The organism is Nocardia sp. NPDC052001 (genome assembly GCF_040680615.1).
In the GTDB taxonomy this organism is placed as follows: domain Bacteria; phylum Actinomycetota; class Actinomycetes; order Mycobacteriales; family Mycobacteriaceae; genus Nocardia.
Genome location: NZ_JBFAXC010000011.1, coordinates 124,023 through 142,209, shown reverse-complemented (window position 1 = coordinate 142,209; position 18,187 = coordinate 124,023). Strand labels below are relative to the sequence as shown.

Here is an 18,187-nt window from a genome sequence, read left to right as displayed (position 1 = left end):
CTCGCGTGTTTTTCCACACGCTTCGCAATAAATTGGTAATCATGTCTCCGCACAAAGGGATCGGCCCCGCACTGCGGGGCTGGTCAAATAGTGAAATTGAGCCAAGTGTTATGAGTCGGAATTAATTCATGGAGTTAGCCCGAGATTTCGAGACTCCTCGTTGCCGTACCCAACGAATAAGAGGCCGGTCAGCGAGCGCGACATATAAGGGATTGAGTACTCAGTGATTCGGTCCGCTTTCATTCAGCCGGGATCCCCAGACAGGGGCGGTCAGTGGTCGTATCCCAGTGCGGCGCTGCGTACTTGGTCGACGTAGGTGTTGGAGTGGTTGTATGCGAAAATCGCTTGCCGCCAGCCACGCGCGGTGGACAGGTCTCCACCTGATGCGCAGAGGTAGCGCCCTGCCGCGAGTGCGGCGTCGTCGATGTTGTCCGGGTTGCCCGTCAGTTCGGCAGAGCCGAGCGGCTTATCGTGCTCTATGGCCGTTGCCAGGGTGTGGTAGTCCGCGCTGGCGCGTGCACCCCATCGATTCCAGGTGTCGGGGATGAACTGAAATGGGCCCATTGCTCGCGCGTATACCGGCCGTTCTGCGCCGACAGAGGCTGTCGGATCGATGATCACCGCATTGCCACCGGTACCGTTCAGGGCTACGCCGCGGATGGGTGGACGAACTTGCCCGTCCGCTGCGATGCTCGCACTACCGAAGCGGGCGTGATTGCTTTCGATTCTCGCGATGCCCGCGAGGGTGGTCCACCCGAGATGACAACCTGGCCGTGCCTTGGCCATGACGACGGTCGCGTATCCGTAGGCCTGCAGCGCACGCACTGGAATACCGTGCTTGTCGGCACGCGCTCTGGCCCAGTCTTGTAGCTGATCGAACTTGTTATCCACCGAGTCCAGCCGGATCGAAGGAACTGTGCCGCCGGAACCAGGGGGTGCCGGGTCGGGCGCGCGATGTGTCAGGGCCCCGCAGCCCAGGACTGTCAGGGCCGTCAGCACAACCGCCAGAACCAGGGCTCGCCCGGTGGCCATCGTCTGCGAGCGGAGGAGCGAGCCAAGGTGGGATTTCGCCATCATTTCTCGAAATTCACTGTCGCAACCGATCTTTCAGGTTGACCACTCACCTGCAGGAGCGAGGTGTGGTGGGTTTGGCTGAGGTTGTGGTTGGTTTCGATGTCGCGGGTGGTGTGGTGGTTGTCGACGGGCGCGGCGATGTCGTCGGTGGGTGCGAGAGTGTCGGCAGCGACGAGGACGGTGACGTGGTCGTCTTCGATGGGCGCGGTGGAGTACTGCATCGCGCCGTCTCTGACGGTGTTGGCGTAGGTGTGACGGTGGTCGTGGTCACCGGTGGCGCTGTGGTGCTAGGTGCGGTTGTGGTCGCCGGCGGAGTCGTCCCGGGTGTGGTCGTAGCCGCTGGGGGTGGTGTGGTGCGGGTGTCGGGAGTCGGGACGTACACGGTCACGGTGGTCGGCGGCGGAACCTGGTTGAGGCCTGTCCACGGCGGGAGTTGGATCGAGACGCTGCCGCTGACTGATACCGAGGGCTGATCGGTCGTCGTGGTGATGGGTGTCGTCGTGGTCTCGGTGGTGGTGGTCTCAGTGACCGACGTGTCCACGGATGAGGGAGGTGTATCTGTGGACGGCACGCCAGTACCGAGGTCAGGCTGCGTCGGAGGCAGGGCTGGGTCGGTGGAGGCGATATCGGTCGGGACGGGTACATCGGAAGGAGTCGTGGAGGTACTCGATAGATCCGTGGTCGCGAATGACCCGAACTGTGTGGTCAGCTCGTCGGTGGTGGCCGAGGGCGAATCCTCGGAGGCTGTGGTGTTGCCGACCCGGTCGTCGCCCTTGGACTGAACCGCAACGACGCCGCCGATGACAAGGGATAGGAGTGCGGCAATAGCACCGATGCGCGGCAGCTGCTTCCGCCAGTCCTGCCCTGCGGCAAAGGCGACCACCTTCGGCCACAGCGCCGCCACGAACGACCGGGTTTGCTCGTCATCGATCGGATCACTGGGCTCGATCTCGCTGGATGAGGGTTGGCCCGGATTGGTGAGATCGTGTGGGAGGACGATGACCTCGGTCAACGCATCCATGTACGCGTCGTCGGCATCGAACCAGTCGGCAGCCGAGTCATCGAACGCACCGAGCGGGCCGGCGATGAACTCCGTGGGTGCCTGCGAGCCGACACTGTCCTCCGCAGTGACGGGAACGACCACGTAATCCTCGGTCGGGGGCATAGCAATTCCGGCGCTGTCCGCGGGCACGAGTTCAGCTCCGCTGGACCCGGCGTGTGGGTCGTCGTGGTCGGGTTCGATGTTCATGCCTCTTCACCAGGTGTCCGGTAGTTTCTCCGCGACGGTCCGCGAGCCGAATGCATTGGTCGGCAACGGATTTCACAGCGATCAAGGAACGGAGATCGTCGACGTTTCGGAGGGCCGGCAACCGGAAGGTTGTCCCCACGACGCCGAAAACCTCGGCCGATATCAGGAGCCGGTCAGAGCTCCCCGGAAGACACGACCGAGCAGGTCCGCCGCCGACCCGGCGCCAAGCAATCCGCCCGACGAACCGCCGTTGAAGGACGGCCCCGTGAACGACGAACCGCCGGTAGACGAACCTCCACTGGACGATCCGGACTGGCCCGAAGTCGGAGCCGTGGGGTCTGTCTGCTCCGAGTTGTTCGAGTTTGCGTCGGTCGACTGGAGCTGGGGACCGTTTACGCTCACCGTTGTCACGCCAGTCGGCTCCGCTGCCGCGGCCAATGGCGGCACCGCAAAGGCGCCGATCAGGACCGCTGCGACTGCACCGCGGTGGATGGCACTGAACTTACCCATTGAGAAACCTTCCGTGATGAATCCGACCAGGACGACGAGCCGTCCACACTCCATGCGCCGGGCACTGCCGTAATTGCGGATCTAAAAATTTGCAGTGCGGAATTCCACTGCACAAGAGAAGTCGAACACTTACCAATGCGCCGCATTCCCGACGGCAACGTGTGCTATTGAACGCCGCTGATACCTCTCACCGAGGTCGTCACGGTTCGATCCCGAAAACCGAGATTCTGGCGTCGAGATGCTTGGGTACATCGCGTCCTCAGCCCTTTCACAGGATCACGTCATGAGCAGAACTCTGCAACGCGAATAGGCAGGGCGCAAGTCAGGCGAGATCGCAGGGCAAAGAACTCGAATAGCGTGGTGAATCTTTAGCAAGCCGCAGATGTAGGCAAACTAATTGCCGCTTGATCTGGTCATATTGCCACGAAACGAACCGAGGATCGAGCGCACATGGAAAGCAGCCTGATGCCGCATTTCGTTTAGGCGAACCGGCAGCAACAGCGAATGGCGGGCGGTAGCACAACCAGACCGAAAAGCATAAGATTGATGCCAAAATCAATGGTCAGAGGACTTTTCAAGCCAGTTGGCAAGGTCAAGGGATCCCATCGGTTAGCACACAAGTGACACTTCTTGTCACAGTCACATCCGGCCGCCATTCACCGGTCCACCGGAAACAACAGAAACCGACAAATCGGACATCGAACGCGGGGAGGAAGCTCTTCGATTAGATTTCCGCGTCGCGGATACACCAAAGGACCCGGACAACTTGTCCGGGTTAGCCCCTACTGATGGGCGCAAATTAAACTCCGTCGACGTTGAGTCTCATGCGCTAACGAATGAAGGCCACATCGAGCCAATGTCGATTGTGATAAGCGCCACAGTGCTTTTTACGAATCTTATGCGTATATCTTTCTCATTGAAGTTGAATAGCGTCGCCATGAATTCGCCACGGGGGGCACAGACATATGACAGGGTCGACTATTCGACAGCCCCTCATCGACGTCAGGCTCCGCATGAGTTGTGAGAGAGGCTGGCCGTGCAGATTGCCGTACCGTTGGTCGCCGACCCCGATCCGAGATCGAGACCGATTGCCCCAGAACGTCTGCGCAGAGCCGAAGCGTCGAAGCGGCGCCGTGGTAGCGGCCAGACCTCGTGGGTGTGTGATCGACCCGAGGTCGGGATGTATCTGCGGCGTCGGAGAGAGGCGCTGGGACTGACGCAAGAAGAGGTCGCAGTCGCAGCCGTGACAACGTTGTCATCGTTGCGGAAATGGGAGGCAGGTTTGCGTAATCCGAGTCCGGAGAGCCTGGCGGCCTGGTGCCGTGCGCTCGACCTGCCGGATTGGCTACAGCGCAAAGTAGCCTCGCTGGTCCTCGCGGACCTGGACACGCTGCAGGTAGGCACCTGGCCGGCCACACTGTCCGACGATGACCTGGACCATCTGGAGATGACCACCGCGCCTGCCTACTACATAGGCTTCCCGAACCTGGACATCCTGGCGGCCAACGATGCGGCCAGGCGGGGTGTGCCGAGTTTGGTACCCGCAGACCCGTCATCTGATCGACCAACCAATCTAGTCGAGTGGATCATGACCCAGCCTGCCCGCGATCTTCTCGCGAACTGGGAGAATGTTGCCACCCGACTGGTATTCCTGCTGCGCGTGATGGGCCCTGGGCTGGTGTCGCAGCAGCGGCTCGATGAGATCTTCAACTTCGGCTACGCGCAGGCACCGCGCGAGTTCACGCGCTTCTTCCGCACCGATCTCACCAAGGCGCAAACCAGCGATGACCTTGTGCTGGTGCGCAACCCACACACCGGGGAAGCAGATCAATACACGTATCGGTTCCTGCGCCCGGTACAGACGATGCGCCCGTACGAACAGCTCCAGTTGGCCAAACGTCGTAAGCCGCACGCCCTCAACGACAATACGGCGTCGATGTGAGATCGAGGATGGACAACTCATAGCTCTGAACCCGCTGGCAGAACTGAACTACGCGATGCCATAATCGAAATCCTCATTCGATCACCAATCTTGCTGCGACACTGTGGCTCTCGAGTCTCACGTCAGAGTCCGATCGGCAGTAGGGTCGGTTGAATGAGTGAGGGACTCGACAAGCCTTGTGCCCGTGTGGGAGTCATGGGGACGACACCGCCGATCTCATACCGCTACCGTGCACCAACAGTGCCCGAGCATTGTCGCCCGGGAGGCGAATCCATCCTGTCCAGATCAGAACCGTCGAACGATCTGACGTTTTGACACCTGCACCCGCACAAGGATTTCCACGATGCCAGACGACGACCTACCCAAGTACTTCGATCGCGATGGCCATCGCATCAGTTACGAAACCTACGGGCGACTGCGCCTGGACCGCGGCTACCGCAGCGTCGCGGAAACCATCGAACACCGGTACCGAGTTTCCACGATTTGGCTCGGCAAAGACCCTCGCCCAGACCTCTGCTCGGATCCGGGCAACGGCCCACGCCTGTTCGAAACCCTGATCTTCACCCCCCAGGGCATCGTCAACAGCGTGATCCACACACCCTACCTGTGCTGGTACCCCACCGAGCTCGAAGCACTCGCGGGTCACTACGAGGCACTGAGATGGCTGCGCGTTCGACGCGCGGTTGCGAACTAGTCTGGCACGCCGCATCCCGGAAACTTTGCGCCCGAACATCATTCAAAACCAGCCGACACCTGATCAGGACTGTATTACAGCTCTAAGCTTGGAATTTAACCTCTACTGGCGTGCCGGGCGGTCGGTCTTTGAACACACGTGTGGTCCCGACGCACCCCCCTTCGGCGCGTCAGGACCACACGGCGGAGTCACCGCCAGCGTCATTGCTGGCGGTGACGGCCTGACTCTTCTGAATCAGGCAGCTCTTGTTCGTCCTCGTGCTCCTCGGCCGGACGGCGTATCAGGATCCCGCCGAGCACAAGCAGCACCGACGAGATCACCAGGATTTCCCACCACACCGCGCTCACAGCAGGCCCGCCACCGCCGGCGAGAGCAGGTATGGGGTCAGCTCCGCCAAGGAATGCGAGTTCACCACCTCCACCCGGTGCCCGTGATCGCGTTTGAGCCACAGCAGACGGGACTGAGTTTCGACCCGCAACAGCGGATCGTCGCACCCGAACCATTCGAACAGCGCGATCCCGGGGGTGCGGCGCGGACCTCGCACGTCCATCTGTTCTGCCAGGTAGTAGGCGTCTCCGGCGTGCAAAGTCCACGTGTCGTCGCCGTTCTCCACGGCGACCCCGGTATGCCCGGCCGAATGCCCCGGCAACGACACCACCCACACCCCAGGCACTGCCTCCAGCGGCACCGCCGGAAACCCGAACCAGTCCTGTCCGCCGATCGCCGGGATATCGAACAACTGCCATCGCGGGTGGTGTTCGAACTGGACGGGCCGATACCGGCCCCTGTCTCCGGCATTGCGCGGAGTCGCTTGCGCCTGGAACTCGCGTCGATTCACCCATACCCGTGCATCCGGGAAGTCGACCAAACCCCCTGCGTGATCCATATCCAGGTGTGTGAGGACCACGTCCGTCACCGCCGCCGGATCCAGGCCCAATCGGCGGATCTGCTCGACCGCGGTCAGCGCGGGGTCGGCCTCCGGAGCGAACACGAACGACCACCCCCCACCGAGCCATGCGTTGCGCTGAGTAACCGCCCGCTGCCCCGGGCCCGCATCGATGAGAGTCAGCGTTCCGTCACCGTTCTTCCTCAAGATGACGTGGCAGGTCAGCGGAGCACGTAATCCGTGGCTGCGACCGTCGATCAGTCCCCCGCCGAGCATCTGGAGACGACCGCAGTCAAGATGATGGATTTCAGAATAAAGACTCGGCACAGCAATATCCTTTGTTACAAGCATGTAAGCGACGTGGCAGGTCCGAAGGATCCGACCCCGACACCCCCACCGGGTAAAAGATTCAACCTCCCGGCATTCGACGAGAGCTTTACCGAATCATGAGACTCCCCAAGGCCGCCGTCAACGACTTCTGCCCGGACATCTTGTCCGAGAATGCGCATCGTTCGTGCTGGTAAAGGGACCCGGACAATCTGTCCGGGTCGATTCCGCGCTACCGGTGTAAAGGAGGCTCCGGGTTTCATGGTTAGATCAAGATCCAATCACGATCGCGACAGCCCGACCCGCAACCGTCATTGCCACCAGCGCAACGGCTGTCGTGCAGCTCCATAAGCAAGGATCCAGTGTCACAACCGTCAGACTCCAGCGGCGCCAACGCTGGCTGGGAGCTCAGCTCCATCGACCCCGCCCTCTGGCCTGAACGCATCCGTCGCCAAGTCATGGGCGGCTACCTGCAGCGACGCCGCACCGAGCTCGGGTTCACCCAGGCGTATGTCGCCTCTCGCCTGCAAACCAAAGAAGATACCTATTCGCGGTGGGAACGAGGCACCCGATTCCCCGACACGGCGACTCTCGAGCAAATCTTCGACGTGCTGGAGCTTCCGTTCTGGGCAATGCGTAAAATTCAATCATTGGTATTCACCAGAGCCCACCGGTTGCGGCTCGGCGAATGGCCACCCAAACTGACCGAAGACGATTTCGATCATTTGGAAGCAATCGATGCCCCGGCATACCTGCATCTGATGCCTCAATACGACATGGTTGCCCGAAACTTCCGTGCCGCGGAAATATTGCCCGACTTCGTGCCCGCACCATTCACCGCGGACCGTCCTGTGAATGTGATCGCCTGGCAGTTAAGGGCGATGACCGATGGTGATCGCAGGATCGTGAATATCGAAGACGTTCTGTCCCGTCTCGTGTGGCTACTCAAGACGATGGGACTGGGAATCGTCGAACCCACTCGGATGGCGCAGATCCGCAGCGAATGCATCGCCATCAACCGGGACCTGTTCGAAGACCTCTGGCGCACCGGCGTTCCCGAGGAGAAGATCTACGACCCCGAGGTCATCATGCTCGATCCCGACACCGGGAAACCTCGCCACTTCACCATGCGGTGCAAACACGACATACACCCACCCAAGGAGTACGAAACCTACGTGATGGCCGAGATCGGGCTCGCGCGCGGGGTAGGGGTCGACCGCGACCTCCGAGGTCTCGGCTGGAACATCCACCCCGCCGAGAGCGCCGACAACGTGGTCAGTCTCAACGCACACTCACAGGAGACTCTGCGTGGATGGTGATCGCCGCATCGAACAGTGCGGCCCTGACATATACCGGACATCCGCGAGCTGAGCCGCCGTGACGATATTCCCACGCCGAGTACGGCAAATCATCGCCTCGGCGTATACGGTGAAAGTTGTTGCCCTACAGTATTTCTAGCGGTTGTACAGCCCAGACACAATGGGCTGTACAACCTCTGGTGAGAGGTTGATTCCCGCGTGACGAGGACAGACGACGACCACAGCGCCGGCCCATGCCCCTCATGGTGCGTCCAAGCAGGCAAAATCGACGCGGAACCGCACGTGCACACCGGATTCCGGTCAACAGTCACCGCCACCTTCTCCCAAGACCTGTCGATGTACCTCACCACCGCCGAAGGCGTCGACCAGCTCCAGATCTCCTTCGGCGGCTACTACGCCGCCGGCATGACCATCGCCCAGGCCGAACGCTTCTCGCGCGACCTGGCCCGATTGGTCGAACAAGCACGCGCCGCTGACAGTCGACACCGCAAGGATTAGCTTGCCACCCACGTCTGCCCAGACATAAAGAACTACGGGCATCGATCCAATTGATAATCGGACTGTGCCGTGACCACAGCCAAGCAGAACCGTTGACCTTCAAGATGATTCGCGAAGAACTCGGCGAGCAAAGGCAACGATGCTTCCTTGTAGACGTGGTTCCATACACGCGCTGAGCCCAGATCGCAATTGCCAGAACACAGGTCGAGCGCTGGTAATCCCCCGGTGATCCCTCTGTATGATCGAATTCTAGTCGAGGGCGAATGCCCATGTGGGGCATGGCATCCGGGGCGTATATGACGGTAACCCATGCGAAAATCTCAAGCATGTTCGACGATGTACCTTCCCGATCCATGCCGTTTGTGGTGCGGGAGCAAGTCAAGGCACTCACGGCCGTGATTGCCTTGCAACTGTCCCTGAGCCGAGAATTGGCAGGGCTGGACGTGAGCGAGGCAGCGATCCAAATCGGTGTGACGGTGCCGCGACTCCTGGAATTCGAGGCAGGCCGGCAATCCCCGACCTGGGTACAGATGTACCGCCTGTGCAACGTGTATGGAGTGGACGCGCGCGATCTACTAGCGACGTCTCGGACTGCCATGCCCTAAAGCCCTTGGCTTGTGATCAACCTCGGACTGATGTTTGGCCAGTTCGACGGGGGTGGTGCCGATCTTGTGGTGTGCGGGGCGGGTGTACGCCTGGCCGGTGGCCAGGATGCGACCGACCTCGGGTCGGGCTGCGCAGCAATGGTTTCGCGGCCCCGGAAGGTCGTCCGGGGCCCGGCGAGGTGGGGTTCGGTGCAGCGGCAGGGGAGCCAGCCTGCGCGCGCAGGTGCCGAAACCCCCGGCGGCAGCCGGATCGCGCAGCTGCGGCCGGGTCCAGCCGAGTGTCTGTTTGAAATACGCGAGCGTCCAGAACAATACCGCCGCCTCGCAATTCGGCTGCGGCGGCGAATTTATGCCACAGGATGGTCCGGAGTGGGGACGTGGCCTGAACCTCGCCGGATTTCGCCCAATCGAGATACGCGCGCCCTCCTGGGCAATCCACGCGGCCGCTGCGCCGTTGACCAACCATTTCCACCGGCCACCCGGGCCCACCGTGCAGGTACAGCACGGGCCTGCCGTGCGGGTTCCCGGTTGTCTCCCAATAGAGTTCGTGTCTCTGGCGTGCCGCAAACGTCCCGCGGGCATGGGGAGGCCTTGACGTACAGGTCCTGCCGATACCCCTGTGTCCGGTGGCGACCGGGCGCGGGGCCCGACGACGAGCGCCGTTATATCAACCCGACCTCAGGAGGCGCTGGGGTTAGTACTGGATCGAGACGGCCATTCCAAGCATGTTCGTGCAGGCCTGAATCCGATTGCAGGGGCTCAGATTTCGCGACGATTCGGAAAGGTCAACGCTCGCTGGAGGCGCGAATGGCTGATGGCCGGTACGTCCGTTACCTGCGCAAACACCACATGGGGACTCGAACACCAATGTCCGAACTTGATCGCTGTTCAGCGGAACTCAGGCGGTAGCGTCTTCCAAGCGTTCTCGGCCATCCGCTGCAAGTCTTCGGGAGGCAGCGGCTTCTGTGCTTGCTCGGCGATACGCTGCAGGGACTCCGAACGGATGATCTGCTCGGCGAACGCACGATTCTGGGCATTGGCATACGGCGCGCTCACGGTGCCGAGCGGCCGATCCCAAAAGGGATCTGGGAACTTGGTATTCGACGCGCGTTCGGCAGAACGCCTTGCCCACCGTGCACGCATGGGGTCGTCGGGCAACGCCTCGGCGGAGGTCACAGCAATATCCACGACTTCGTTGCCCAATGAGACTGTAATGTCGCCGAACACCCGGAGCGTCTTGGTGATCTCACCGGTGGTGAGATCAGTCCGGACGAACGAGATATCGACTTCGACATTGACAGCGAATCGCGCAGTCCACCCCGCGTCTGCCCGGAGGGCACCTTCGCTGAACTCCCATCCGCCGTGCTGCCCTTGAGTTCCGGTGATCGCCGCCGCGGCGGCCGCGAGAGGCAGAGCTACTTGCTCCGGATCGACATCCACCCCGTGAGCTGCCGACATCAGCCGCTCTGCAAGCGAGTCCCGGTCTATGCGATCGGCCCGGGTCCTGAGCTCGGATTCCGGGATGGGAGCAAACCGGGCCGCGATGTGTTGTTCCAACCGCTTCAAACTGACCACATAGTTCACTCGTCCCAGCAAACCGCGTCCGTCGAGATCCTCACGCAGATCCTGGTGGAACAGAATCGGGCAATCATCACGCTCGCCAGTATTTTCACCTGTCCAACTTCCCGGCTTAGGACCGAAGTCTTCATGGTTATCGCTGACGAACCACACCTCGGCATCGGACCGTTTCTGTGCGATGTCCAGGGCAGTGAGCCAGATCAGGGTGTCGCGAAAACCATCTTTGTCTTTACGGTATGGAGCGCGCTGCACGGCGGCGCGGCGGGCAAGGTCCATCAGATCGGCCGGCGGCGGCGCGACGATGGACGCACCAATCTCGCCGAGGCGATCACGCAGCGATTGCTCGTATCCCTCTGAGCGCCTGTCGATCTCGGTGAGCATCGAGTTCAGCGTATCGCCCAAACCAAACTCGCCGACCTTGGCCTTGGCCAGGGAGTCGCGTTGCTTGTTCCACTCCCGTTTGACAACGTTGACTGACTCCATGACCACAACCTCAGGGATTGCGAATTCCACACCCCAAGCGGCCTGGTTCTTGATTAGAGACAACCACTCCTCACGCCGGAGGCTCGGAGAATCGCTGATGATGTTGGAGTCGACCACGACGACGATTGCCACATCCGCCATTGTCACTCACAACCCGGTATCGACCCACTCTGGCAGCTTCCAAACCGATGTCGTGACCGTCGGCCGCGAAATCGACGCAGGCCATCGCAAACTGGTCAACTTCTGCTCGGCAGTGGAGGTCGTAGGGTGGCAAGTAAACCGGTGAGCAATGGGGGCTAAATTGTCACAGTGACAAAATTCGTGGGTGAGCGTATTTGCTAGGCGCCGGAACGGCCGTTGGGCAGATTGCCAATGCCGCACAGCGCTGGTTGCCCTGGATTGGCCGTCCCGGCGCTCTGACGGCCTATAGCCTGCCCGGATGCAATGAGAAGTGCGGCGGTCCGATCCAAACAAGCACGATTGTAGAACGAGCCTGTGAACAGGCAATACGCATGTTCTTCTGGATCGGACATCCAGCAATTCAGCACCCTGTCGATCGAAATACTTAGTTTTATAAGCACCGATAACCAGCGTTATGACAAGTTACAGATTTTAGGACACTCCCCCGAGCTCACCGACGCCAATAATCGTCCAGCCCAGCCTGTTCAGCCGCGGCACCTGCCGCCCAGGTCAAGCCACTGTTTGGCCCACGATCTCGGTCGCCAATTTCACAGATATCGTCCGCCATAACCGAATTGCACTGTCCGAAATCTCCTGTACGCCAATAGTGTTTACCGCTCCATGCAATCGGTACACACAAAGTGACCGCCGCTTTCACCAAGTAGCGTTGCAATACTGTGCTGTTTCTATGCCCTGAGGGTCGGGCTGTGCGTAGCGAGATGCCCTGCGGTTCGGGCTGTTGGTAGCGACGTACCTCATCGACCAGATCAAGGCGGCTCCGAACGTTTCTATGCCCTGCGGTTCGGGCTGTGCGTACAGGGACTGGCTCCCGATGGAATGCGTTGTCTCGTTGAAAACTCGGACCGCGCGTGGTCGTCTGCATAAAGTAGAGTGGAGAGTGGCGAAGAAATTGAGATCCGCGCAATCGCCAGATCGCGCAATCCAGGCGCCAGATGCAGTTTGGTGCCCCACCCACCACGCGAGCGACCCAGGGCATGATCCGCGGGCTCGCTCCGATATCCGCCCGGCGATTCGATCTGCGCGCCGGGGTCGCGGCGCGCACCGGCAGCATGCTGATGAGCACGCGCGATAGTGGAGTCCACGCTCACCTGCCACCGGATGCGGCCCGCCGCATCGGCGAAGGCCTGCAACATCTTCAGGATGAAAGCCCAGTTCCCGGCCCGTTGCCAACGCCGGAACAACCCGTAGATCGTCTGCCATGCCCCGTATCGCGCGGGCACGTCCCGCCATGGTGTCCCGGTCCGGGTCCGCCATCTGATTCCGTCTATGAGCTGCCGCTTCGTCCACCTCGGTGGACGACCCGGCTTCTTCCCGCGAGGCAGCAACGGCACCAACCGTGCCCATTGGGCATCGGTCAGGTCCGCACGCCCCGCGCCCGCTACGCTGGCCACGAGGTCTCCGGTATGAAGTTCCGCTTGGTCGCTGAACCGTCTACCGGAGACCTCACCCATTACGCAACGCGGACAAAGACTTTCGGCGAACTGAAGGGCGCGCGCCGCGGAGCGGCGCACACAACTTCAACTACTTATGAAACACGCCCTAGCGCCCTTTTCGGATGAGGGCGGTGAGTTGTTTACCTTCAGCCAAAGTGAGTGGACCGGTGCGGTTTGGTTCGGCAACCCCAAGCGCAGTAGCAAGGGCACGACCATGAATATCCAAGGCGGCTTCAGATAGGTTCGTGACGTCTGCGATCGCGGCCCGGGCTTGCACCCAGCCGGTTACACCGATCGCGAAAGCTATGAATGCTGCCGGCCACCACAGGACGGCCAAGAGCAAGTAGGGCCACGCCCACGTACCGGTGGCTACTGCAGCAGCGAAAGCGGCGTTGGCGGTACCGATTTCGGTCCGCGCGAAGTCTGGGAGAACGAGCCAAAGGCGTGGCCAGCCGAAGCCCAGGTCCAGTCCGTAGCGATTGACAGCGACAGACTCAAGGGCGTGAATACGATCGCCCATCCAGGTGGGCCGACCGGGTTCTGCGAGGGAGAGGCGGTTGACCCGCTCAGCGGCGCTGTCGATCTGCTGTTGCTGCTCAGGGGTACGAGAGGCGAACGGATAGGTCAGTTGCAACGTCCGCCGCTGGTCCACGCGTGTTCGCCAGAGGCGACGGCGCCTATCGACCAACCGACGACGAACACGCATCAGCGCTTGCGGCCACAGTCCCAACCACAGCGTGCGGGTTACTCCGGACAGCGCCTGCACCATCAACCCGACACCGGCGGCAGCTAGCAGCATCGCGGCCAGCGCTATAGCCTGACTTCCCGGGGGCTGCCGCACTATCCACGCCGTGGTCTCGGACCCGAGCCTGCGTAGCTGGTCGAGGTCTAGTCCGTGCTGATGACCCAACCGGCCCCCGATCGCCGCGGTGGCCAGAAACAGCGCACCAGGGATCACCAACAGGGTGATCCATCGTTCAGCGAGTTTCTTAGCCAGTTCCTGGAAGAAGGTGCCCACCGGTGGCTACTGTCGACGCATCGGGGTACCAGTCAACACACAGGACGGTACAGGCCCAGCCGGCACCGTCGCGGCGACGTGATCGCAGGCGCGATCAGGACAACCAAATATTTCTTCATCAGCCCGGCCGGAACCGAACCCGGGAAGTCCACTAGAAATCATCTGCCGAGTCTCTTCCGGACTGGTGCCGAGTAGTTGGGCTATCAGAGCCAGCACCGGTCGCCGTGCACCTGCCTCAATCTCTATCTGCGCCAGCAACTGTCGGCGAGGTTCCGACCAGTGAGCACACTCTGCCCGGAGTGCTTCCAGCCCGCCGCACAGCATCGTCAGAATCGCCCGCTCGGGATCCGCCACCGGAAACCTCTCCCCCGCATGATTTCTCATCGCCCCAGTAGTAGCGGCGACGGCGTGACCAACGTCAACCGTACCCACAATATTGTTCCATCAAACTCTGCGCACACTGAAAGTGTTTGGCGACCAACCAGTTCGGGGGATGCATGTGGTTCGATGAGCCAAATGGGCGAAAACTAGCTACCTCACTCGACAAGCATCCCGACTACGCGATCCACCTGGCCAATCTCAGCATCGCCTACGGTTCGCAATACGAACGTACAGGCGCCGCAATCGATCTGGACTACGCGATCAGTTACGGTGGACAAGCTGTGGCCGCCACACCCCTTGGCCACCCGTACCGCGCGATCTATCTGAACAACCTCGGACACGTCTGCCGGTTGCGGTTCGAACGTGCCGGAGTAGCAGCAGATCTCCACCACGCGATCGCCGTGCTGGATCACGCGGTCGCCGCGGCACCTTCTGGGCACCCCGTTCAGGCAGCAGCCTTGTCCAACCTCGGTCTTGCCTACCAGCGGCGGTTTGAACTCGCTGGTGCCATGGCTGATCTGGACAACGCGATCAGGATGTGCCAGCAGTCGGTCGACACCACACCCACCGACCACCCCTACCGGGCAAAATACTTGTCCAACCTCGGTCTTGCCCAGCTATGGCGGTTCGAACGGACCGCAGTCACGACAGACTTGGACTCCGCAATCGTGTTACTGGAGCAAGCGGTGGCAATCGACCACTTCAACCCTGCACCGATCTTGTCCAACCTCGGGATCGCCTACCAGCGGCGATTCGAACGCGCCCACGTCAAGGCTGACCTGGATCGCGCAATCGAAGTATTGACGACAGCAGTAGACGCCACATCCACCCAGCAACCCAACTACGCGATGTACGTGTCCAACCTCGGGCTTACCTACCAATCGCGATTTCAACGCACAGGAGTCACCGCCGATCTGGACCGCGCGATCAGCATCTTTGGGCAGGCCGTAGCTAGCGCACCCGCCGACCATCCCGACCGCGCGATGTATCTGGCCAACCTCGGCATCGCGCACCGGCTACGTGCCGGACTGGCAGATGATCTTGACCACGCCGTCGGTGTATTGGAGATGGCGGCAGACACCACACCTGCCGACCATCCCAACCGCGCGATGCACCTGGGCAACCTCGGCATCACCTACTTGTCGCGGTTCGAGCGCACCGGCGCAGCTGGCGATCTGGACCGAGCGATCGACATAACCGAGCAAGCGGTAGTGGCGACACCTGCCGACCATCCCAACCGTGCGATGTACCTGGGCAACCTTGGCATCATCCACTGTTCACGGTTCGAGCACACAGGTGAAGCGACCGATCTGGACCACGCAATCCACATCGGCCAGCAGGCGGTGGACGCCACACCCACCGACCACCCCAACCGTGCGAGGCACCTGTCCAATCTCGGCACCGCCTACCGGTTGCGATTTGTATACGTCACCGATGCAACATCCGATCTGGACCGCGCAATCGACACTGCCGAGCAAGCGGTAGACGCCACATCCACCGACCATCCCAGCCGCGCGAAGTATCTGGCCAATCTCAGCATCGCCTACCTGTTGCGACTGAGTTCAGACAGGCACGGTGCGGACCGCATGACTGTGTCGATGCTTGCCACAGGGCTCGCGATGGCGGGCAGTGCACCGGTGGCTGACCAAGTGCGGGCCGGGCATGTAATTGGGCTACTGGCGCAGGCGGTGAATGACCATGCTCTTGCGGTGGAGGTGCTGGATGCGGCGGTCGCACTGGTCCCATTGGTGGCGCTGCGGGAGCTGGGGTGGGAGGACCAAGAATACGGTCTTGGTCTGCACTATGGCCTTGTCTCAGAAGCTGTGGCCGCGCACTGCGCGATCGGCGACCCTACCGGTGCCGTGGAAGTCGCCGAGCTGGGTCGGGGTGTGCTCCTGGCTGCGCAACTGGATATTCGCACCGACCTCACCGACCTCGACCGAGCCCTCCCTCATCTCGCTGCACCACTGCGACGGGTTCGTGAGCTGCTCAATACTCCGCACGCCACAGTGGACCAACTAGCGATCAGCTCGCCTGGTCGGAACGATGACCGCAAACGCCACGGGGCCGTACACGACGAACTACTCACCCAGATCCGCCAACACCGTGGCTTCGACCGGTTCCTGCTACCACCTAGGCTGATTGACCTGCAGCCCAAACTCGCTGGTGGCACGGTAATCATGATCAACAGTGGGCGACAGCGTAGCGATGCTATCGTCCTCATCGAGGACGCTGCCCCTTTGCTCATACAGCTGCCCGACCTGGCTCGCGGTGATGTCGACACTCATGCCCAGGCTTTCCTAGAAGCCAGCTATGACGGCGGCCTCGCTGGAATCCTGCGTCGACAGCGCATCATCTCCGAAACCCTCACCTGGCTGTGGGAGACGATCGTGCACCCGATCCTTAACGCCGCACCCCTGCACCACAGCGACGGATCGCTGCCACGGGTGTGGTGGCAACCCACCGGCCTGCTGGGTTTGTTTCCCCTCCACGCCGCTGGCCAACCCGGCCAACCTGGAGCTCTTGACGCCGTCATCTCGTCCTACATCCCCACCCTGCGCGCTCTCACACACTTCCGTACCCGTCCCCCAGCAACTGCTCGTCGGCAACTCACCGTCGCTCTGCATCACACCCCCGGCTTACCGGATCTCTCAGGCACCGTTGCCGAGGCCGCCACCCTGCACACTCAGCACCCCGATATGCCTCTGCTGCTCAACGAGACCGCCAGCACCGACCGTGTTCTTGCCGCCCTCCCGCGCGCCACCTGGGCGCACTTCTCCTGCCACGCTGGGATCGATTTCACCGCCCCTTCCCGCAGCGGATTACATCTGCATGACGGCACCTTGGCACTGCCGCAGATCAGTCGACTTCAGCTCCCGCACGCCGAGCTCGCCTATCTCTCGGCGTGCTCCACGGCCCACCCAGGCAGCCGGCATATCGATGAATCCCTCCACCCCGCCTCAGCGTTCCATCTTGCCGGATTCCGCCATGTCATCGCTAGCCTCTGGCCCCTTGCCGATCACATCGCTGCCACCGCGGCAACAACTTTCTACCAACACCTCCCTCCAACTCCGACTGCCGACCACGCCGCAACGGCCCTGCACCGCACCACCTGCGCCCTCCGCGCCCAATACCCCTCACGACCAGATCTGTGGGGGGCCCTCATCCACAGTGGTCCATAGGAAGCCCGAAGTCGCAGGCAGCAGCGACCTACATCGGTCGTCAATCCCCAAAGTTCCCGGTCGAACCGGCGGCAACGGCCAGCTCCGCACGTCCGACTGGAATACCGCGATGGTGGTCGCCGGTCTCCCAGATCAGGTGGTTAAGAAACTATGACCCTGAGCATCTCTCGGATGAGTATCGTCGCGCGCTCACGGCCGCGGTGGTCACGATGACGACAGGATGTAATTCCGTGGACGACAACCCGTACAAGAAGACCGGCGATACCGAAACAGCGCAAGCCGCACAGGAACTCCAGTCCCCCGCCCACCCTCGAAGACACCCAGGCTCGCGTGACTCGCGCGGTAGAAGATCTTGCCGCCTACGCCAATTCGCTGGTCCCGGGGATGACATGGACGTGGACGCGTACCGAGCGGCAGCCGCGGGCATGTGATGCCCCCTACGATCAGACCGCCGGCAAAAGACTCGACCTGCCCAACTACATCACCGAAGGCGGTGACCCCACCCACGGTGGCATCCCCGACGCGGTCTGGCCGCAGGTCCGCGACAAAGCCCGCCAGCTCGCCGCCGATCTCGCTGCAACGCACAGCGATCCGCTCCCGACCGCCGAGAAGCCCGGTGATCGATGGCGCGCTGCCACTGAAGTGGGCAGGTGATCCAAGTCTGACGCGGATTCAAAGGCTCCACTGCCGCAACACTTTTAGCCGATAACATAGATTATGTCAAGTAGCCGCCGAGGTTGATCTGAGCGCGCACATAGCCGGCTGTCGATGACATTCCGCAGCGTCGCCAGCCCGACGAAGGAGTCT

The 18,187-nt window shown here is 61.6% G+C and carries 14 protein-coding genes; 7 read left to right on the top strand and 7 right to left on the bottom strand.

The features are described from left to right. Positions 1-270: 270 nt before the first annotated feature. Together AB0L82_RS35795 and AB0L82_RS35790 are read right to left on the bottom strand one after the other, a co-directional pair. Positions 271-1,077 (bottom strand): murein transglycosylase, encoded by an 807-nt coding sequence (locus AB0L82_RS35795; RefSeq protein WP_364646911.1) that lies wholly within the window; start codon positions 1,075-1,077, stop codon positions 271-273. A gap of 43 nt (positions 1,078-1,120) precedes the next feature. After that, positions 1,121-2,323, bottom strand: a complete 1,203-nt coding sequence (locus tag AB0L82_RS35790) for a hypothetical protein (protein ID WP_364646908.1) — start codon at positions 2,321-2,323, stop codon at positions 1,121-1,123. Positions 2,324-4,013: 1,690 nt separating this feature from the next. Here AB0L82_RS35790 and AB0L82_RS35785 point away from each other — a divergent pair. Together AB0L82_RS35785 and AB0L82_RS35780 are read left to right on the top strand one after the other, a co-directional pair. Further along, the gene (locus AB0L82_RS35785; RefSeq protein WP_364647085.1) at positions 4,014-4,775 is read left to right on the top strand and encodes a helix-turn-helix domain-containing protein; all 762 of its coding nucleotides are present in this window, start codon (positions 4,014-4,016) and stop codon (positions 4,773-4,775) included. 343 nt (positions 4,776-5,118) lie between these two features. Then, the gene (locus AB0L82_RS35780) at positions 5,119-5,469 is read left to right on the top strand and encodes a hypothetical protein (RefSeq protein ID WP_364646905.1); all 351 of its coding nucleotides are present in this window, start codon (positions 5,119-5,121) and stop codon (positions 5,467-5,469) included. A 200-nt stretch (positions 5,470-5,669) separates the two neighbouring features. On the opposite strand, the gene AB0L82_RS35775 is transcribed toward AB0L82_RS35780, so the two are convergent. Beyond that, the gene (locus tag AB0L82_RS35775; RefSeq protein ID WP_364646902.1) at positions 5,670-5,816 is read right to left on the bottom strand and encodes a hypothetical protein; all 147 of its coding nucleotides are present in this window, start codon (positions 5,814-5,816) and stop codon (positions 5,670-5,672) included. Further along, positions 5,813-6,631, bottom strand: coding sequence for an MBL fold metallo-hydrolase (locus AB0L82_RS35770; protein WP_364647082.1), 819 nt, complete (start codon positions 6,629-6,631; stop codon positions 5,813-5,815). The genes AB0L82_RS35775 and AB0L82_RS35770 overlap by 4 nt, the downstream gene beginning before the upstream one ends. Positions 6,632-7,044: 413 nt before the next feature. Here AB0L82_RS35770 and AB0L82_RS35765 point away from each other — a divergent pair, with 413 nt between their 5' ends. From AB0L82_RS35765 to AB0L82_RS35755, 3 genes are all read left to right on the top strand, one after another. After that, positions 7,045-8,001, top strand: coding sequence for a helix-turn-helix domain-containing protein (locus AB0L82_RS35765; RefSeq protein WP_364646899.1), 957 nt, complete (start codon positions 7,045-7,047; stop codon positions 7,999-8,001). A 282-nt stretch (positions 8,002-8,283) separates the two neighbouring features. Next, positions 8,284-8,499 carry a hypothetical protein gene (locus AB0L82_RS35760; protein WP_364646896.1) on the top strand — a complete coding sequence of 72 codons (216 nt, stop codon included), beginning with the start codon at positions 8,284-8,286 and terminating at the stop codon, positions 8,497-8,499. 326 nt (positions 8,500-8,825) lie between these two features. Continuing rightward, entirely contained in the window at positions 8,826-9,104 is a 279-nt protein-coding gene (locus AB0L82_RS35755; RefSeq protein WP_364646893.1) for a helix-turn-helix transcriptional regulator, read from the top strand. Positions 9,105-9,992: 888 nt separating this feature from the next. Here the strand turns inward: AB0L82_RS35755 and AB0L82_RS35750 are convergent. The 3 genes from AB0L82_RS35750 to AB0L82_RS35740 form a co-directional block, all read right to left on the bottom strand. Continuing rightward, entirely contained in the window at positions 9,993-11,297 is a 1,305-nt protein-coding gene (locus tag AB0L82_RS35750) for a PIN domain-containing protein (RefSeq protein WP_364646890.1), read from the bottom strand. A gap of 836 nt (positions 11,298-12,133) precedes the next feature. Further along, positions 12,134-12,817, bottom strand: a complete 684-nt coding sequence (locus tag AB0L82_RS35745) for an IS5 family transposase (RefSeq protein ID WP_364646887.1) — start codon at positions 12,815-12,817, stop codon at positions 12,134-12,136. A gap of 88 nt (positions 12,818-12,905) precedes the next feature. Continuing rightward, entirely contained in the window at positions 12,906-13,817 is a 912-nt protein-coding gene (locus tag AB0L82_RS35740) for a hypothetical protein (protein WP_364646884.1), read from the bottom strand. Between the two features lie 470 nt (positions 13,818-14,287). Between AB0L82_RS35740 and AB0L82_RS35735 the strand changes: the two genes are divergently transcribed. Both AB0L82_RS35735 and AB0L82_RS35730 read left to right on the top strand, forming a co-directional pair. Further along, on the top strand, positions 14,288-17,380 hold the full coding sequence (locus tag AB0L82_RS35735; RefSeq protein WP_364646881.1) for a CHAT domain-containing tetratricopeptide repeat protein: 3,093 nt from the start codon (positions 14,288-14,290) through the stop codon (positions 17,378-17,380). Positions 17,381-17,605: 225 nt separating this feature from the next. Further along, the gene (locus AB0L82_RS35730; protein ID WP_364647079.1) at positions 17,606-18,034 is read left to right on the top strand and encodes an LppA family lipoprotein; all 429 of its coding nucleotides are present in this window, start codon (positions 17,606-17,608) and stop codon (positions 18,032-18,034) included. Positions 18,035-18,187 lie beyond the last annotated feature (153 nt).

Excerpts from the sequence above, each read along its gene's own strand:
- AB0L82_RS35745 (WP_364646887.1), bottom strand. The coding sequence starts at position 12,817 with ATGGGTGAGGTCTCCGGTAGACGGTTCAGCGACCAAGCGGAACTTCAT.
- AB0L82_RS35795 (WP_364646911.1), bottom strand. The coding sequence starts at position 1,077 with ATGATGGCGAAATCCCACCTTGGCTCGCTCCTCCGCTCGCAGACGATG.
- AB0L82_RS35790 (WP_364646908.1), bottom strand. The coding sequence starts at position 2,323 with ATGAACATCGAACCCGACCACGACGACCCACACGCCGGGTCCAGCGGA.
- AB0L82_RS35780 (WP_364646905.1), top strand. The coding sequence starts at position 5,119 with ATGCCAGACGACGACCTACCCAAGTACTTCGATCGCGATGGCCATCGC.
- AB0L82_RS35785 (WP_364647085.1), top strand. The coding sequence starts at position 4,014 with ATGTATCTGCGGCGTCGGAGAGAGGCGCTGGGACTGACGCAAGAAGAG.
- AB0L82_RS35755 (WP_364646893.1), top strand. The coding sequence starts at position 8,826 with ATGTTCGACGATGTACCTTCCCGATCCATGCCGTTTGTGGTGCGGGAG.
- AB0L82_RS35770 (WP_364647082.1), bottom strand. The coding sequence starts at position 6,631 with ATGCTCGGCGGGGGACTGATCGACGGTCGCAGCCACGGATTACGTGCT.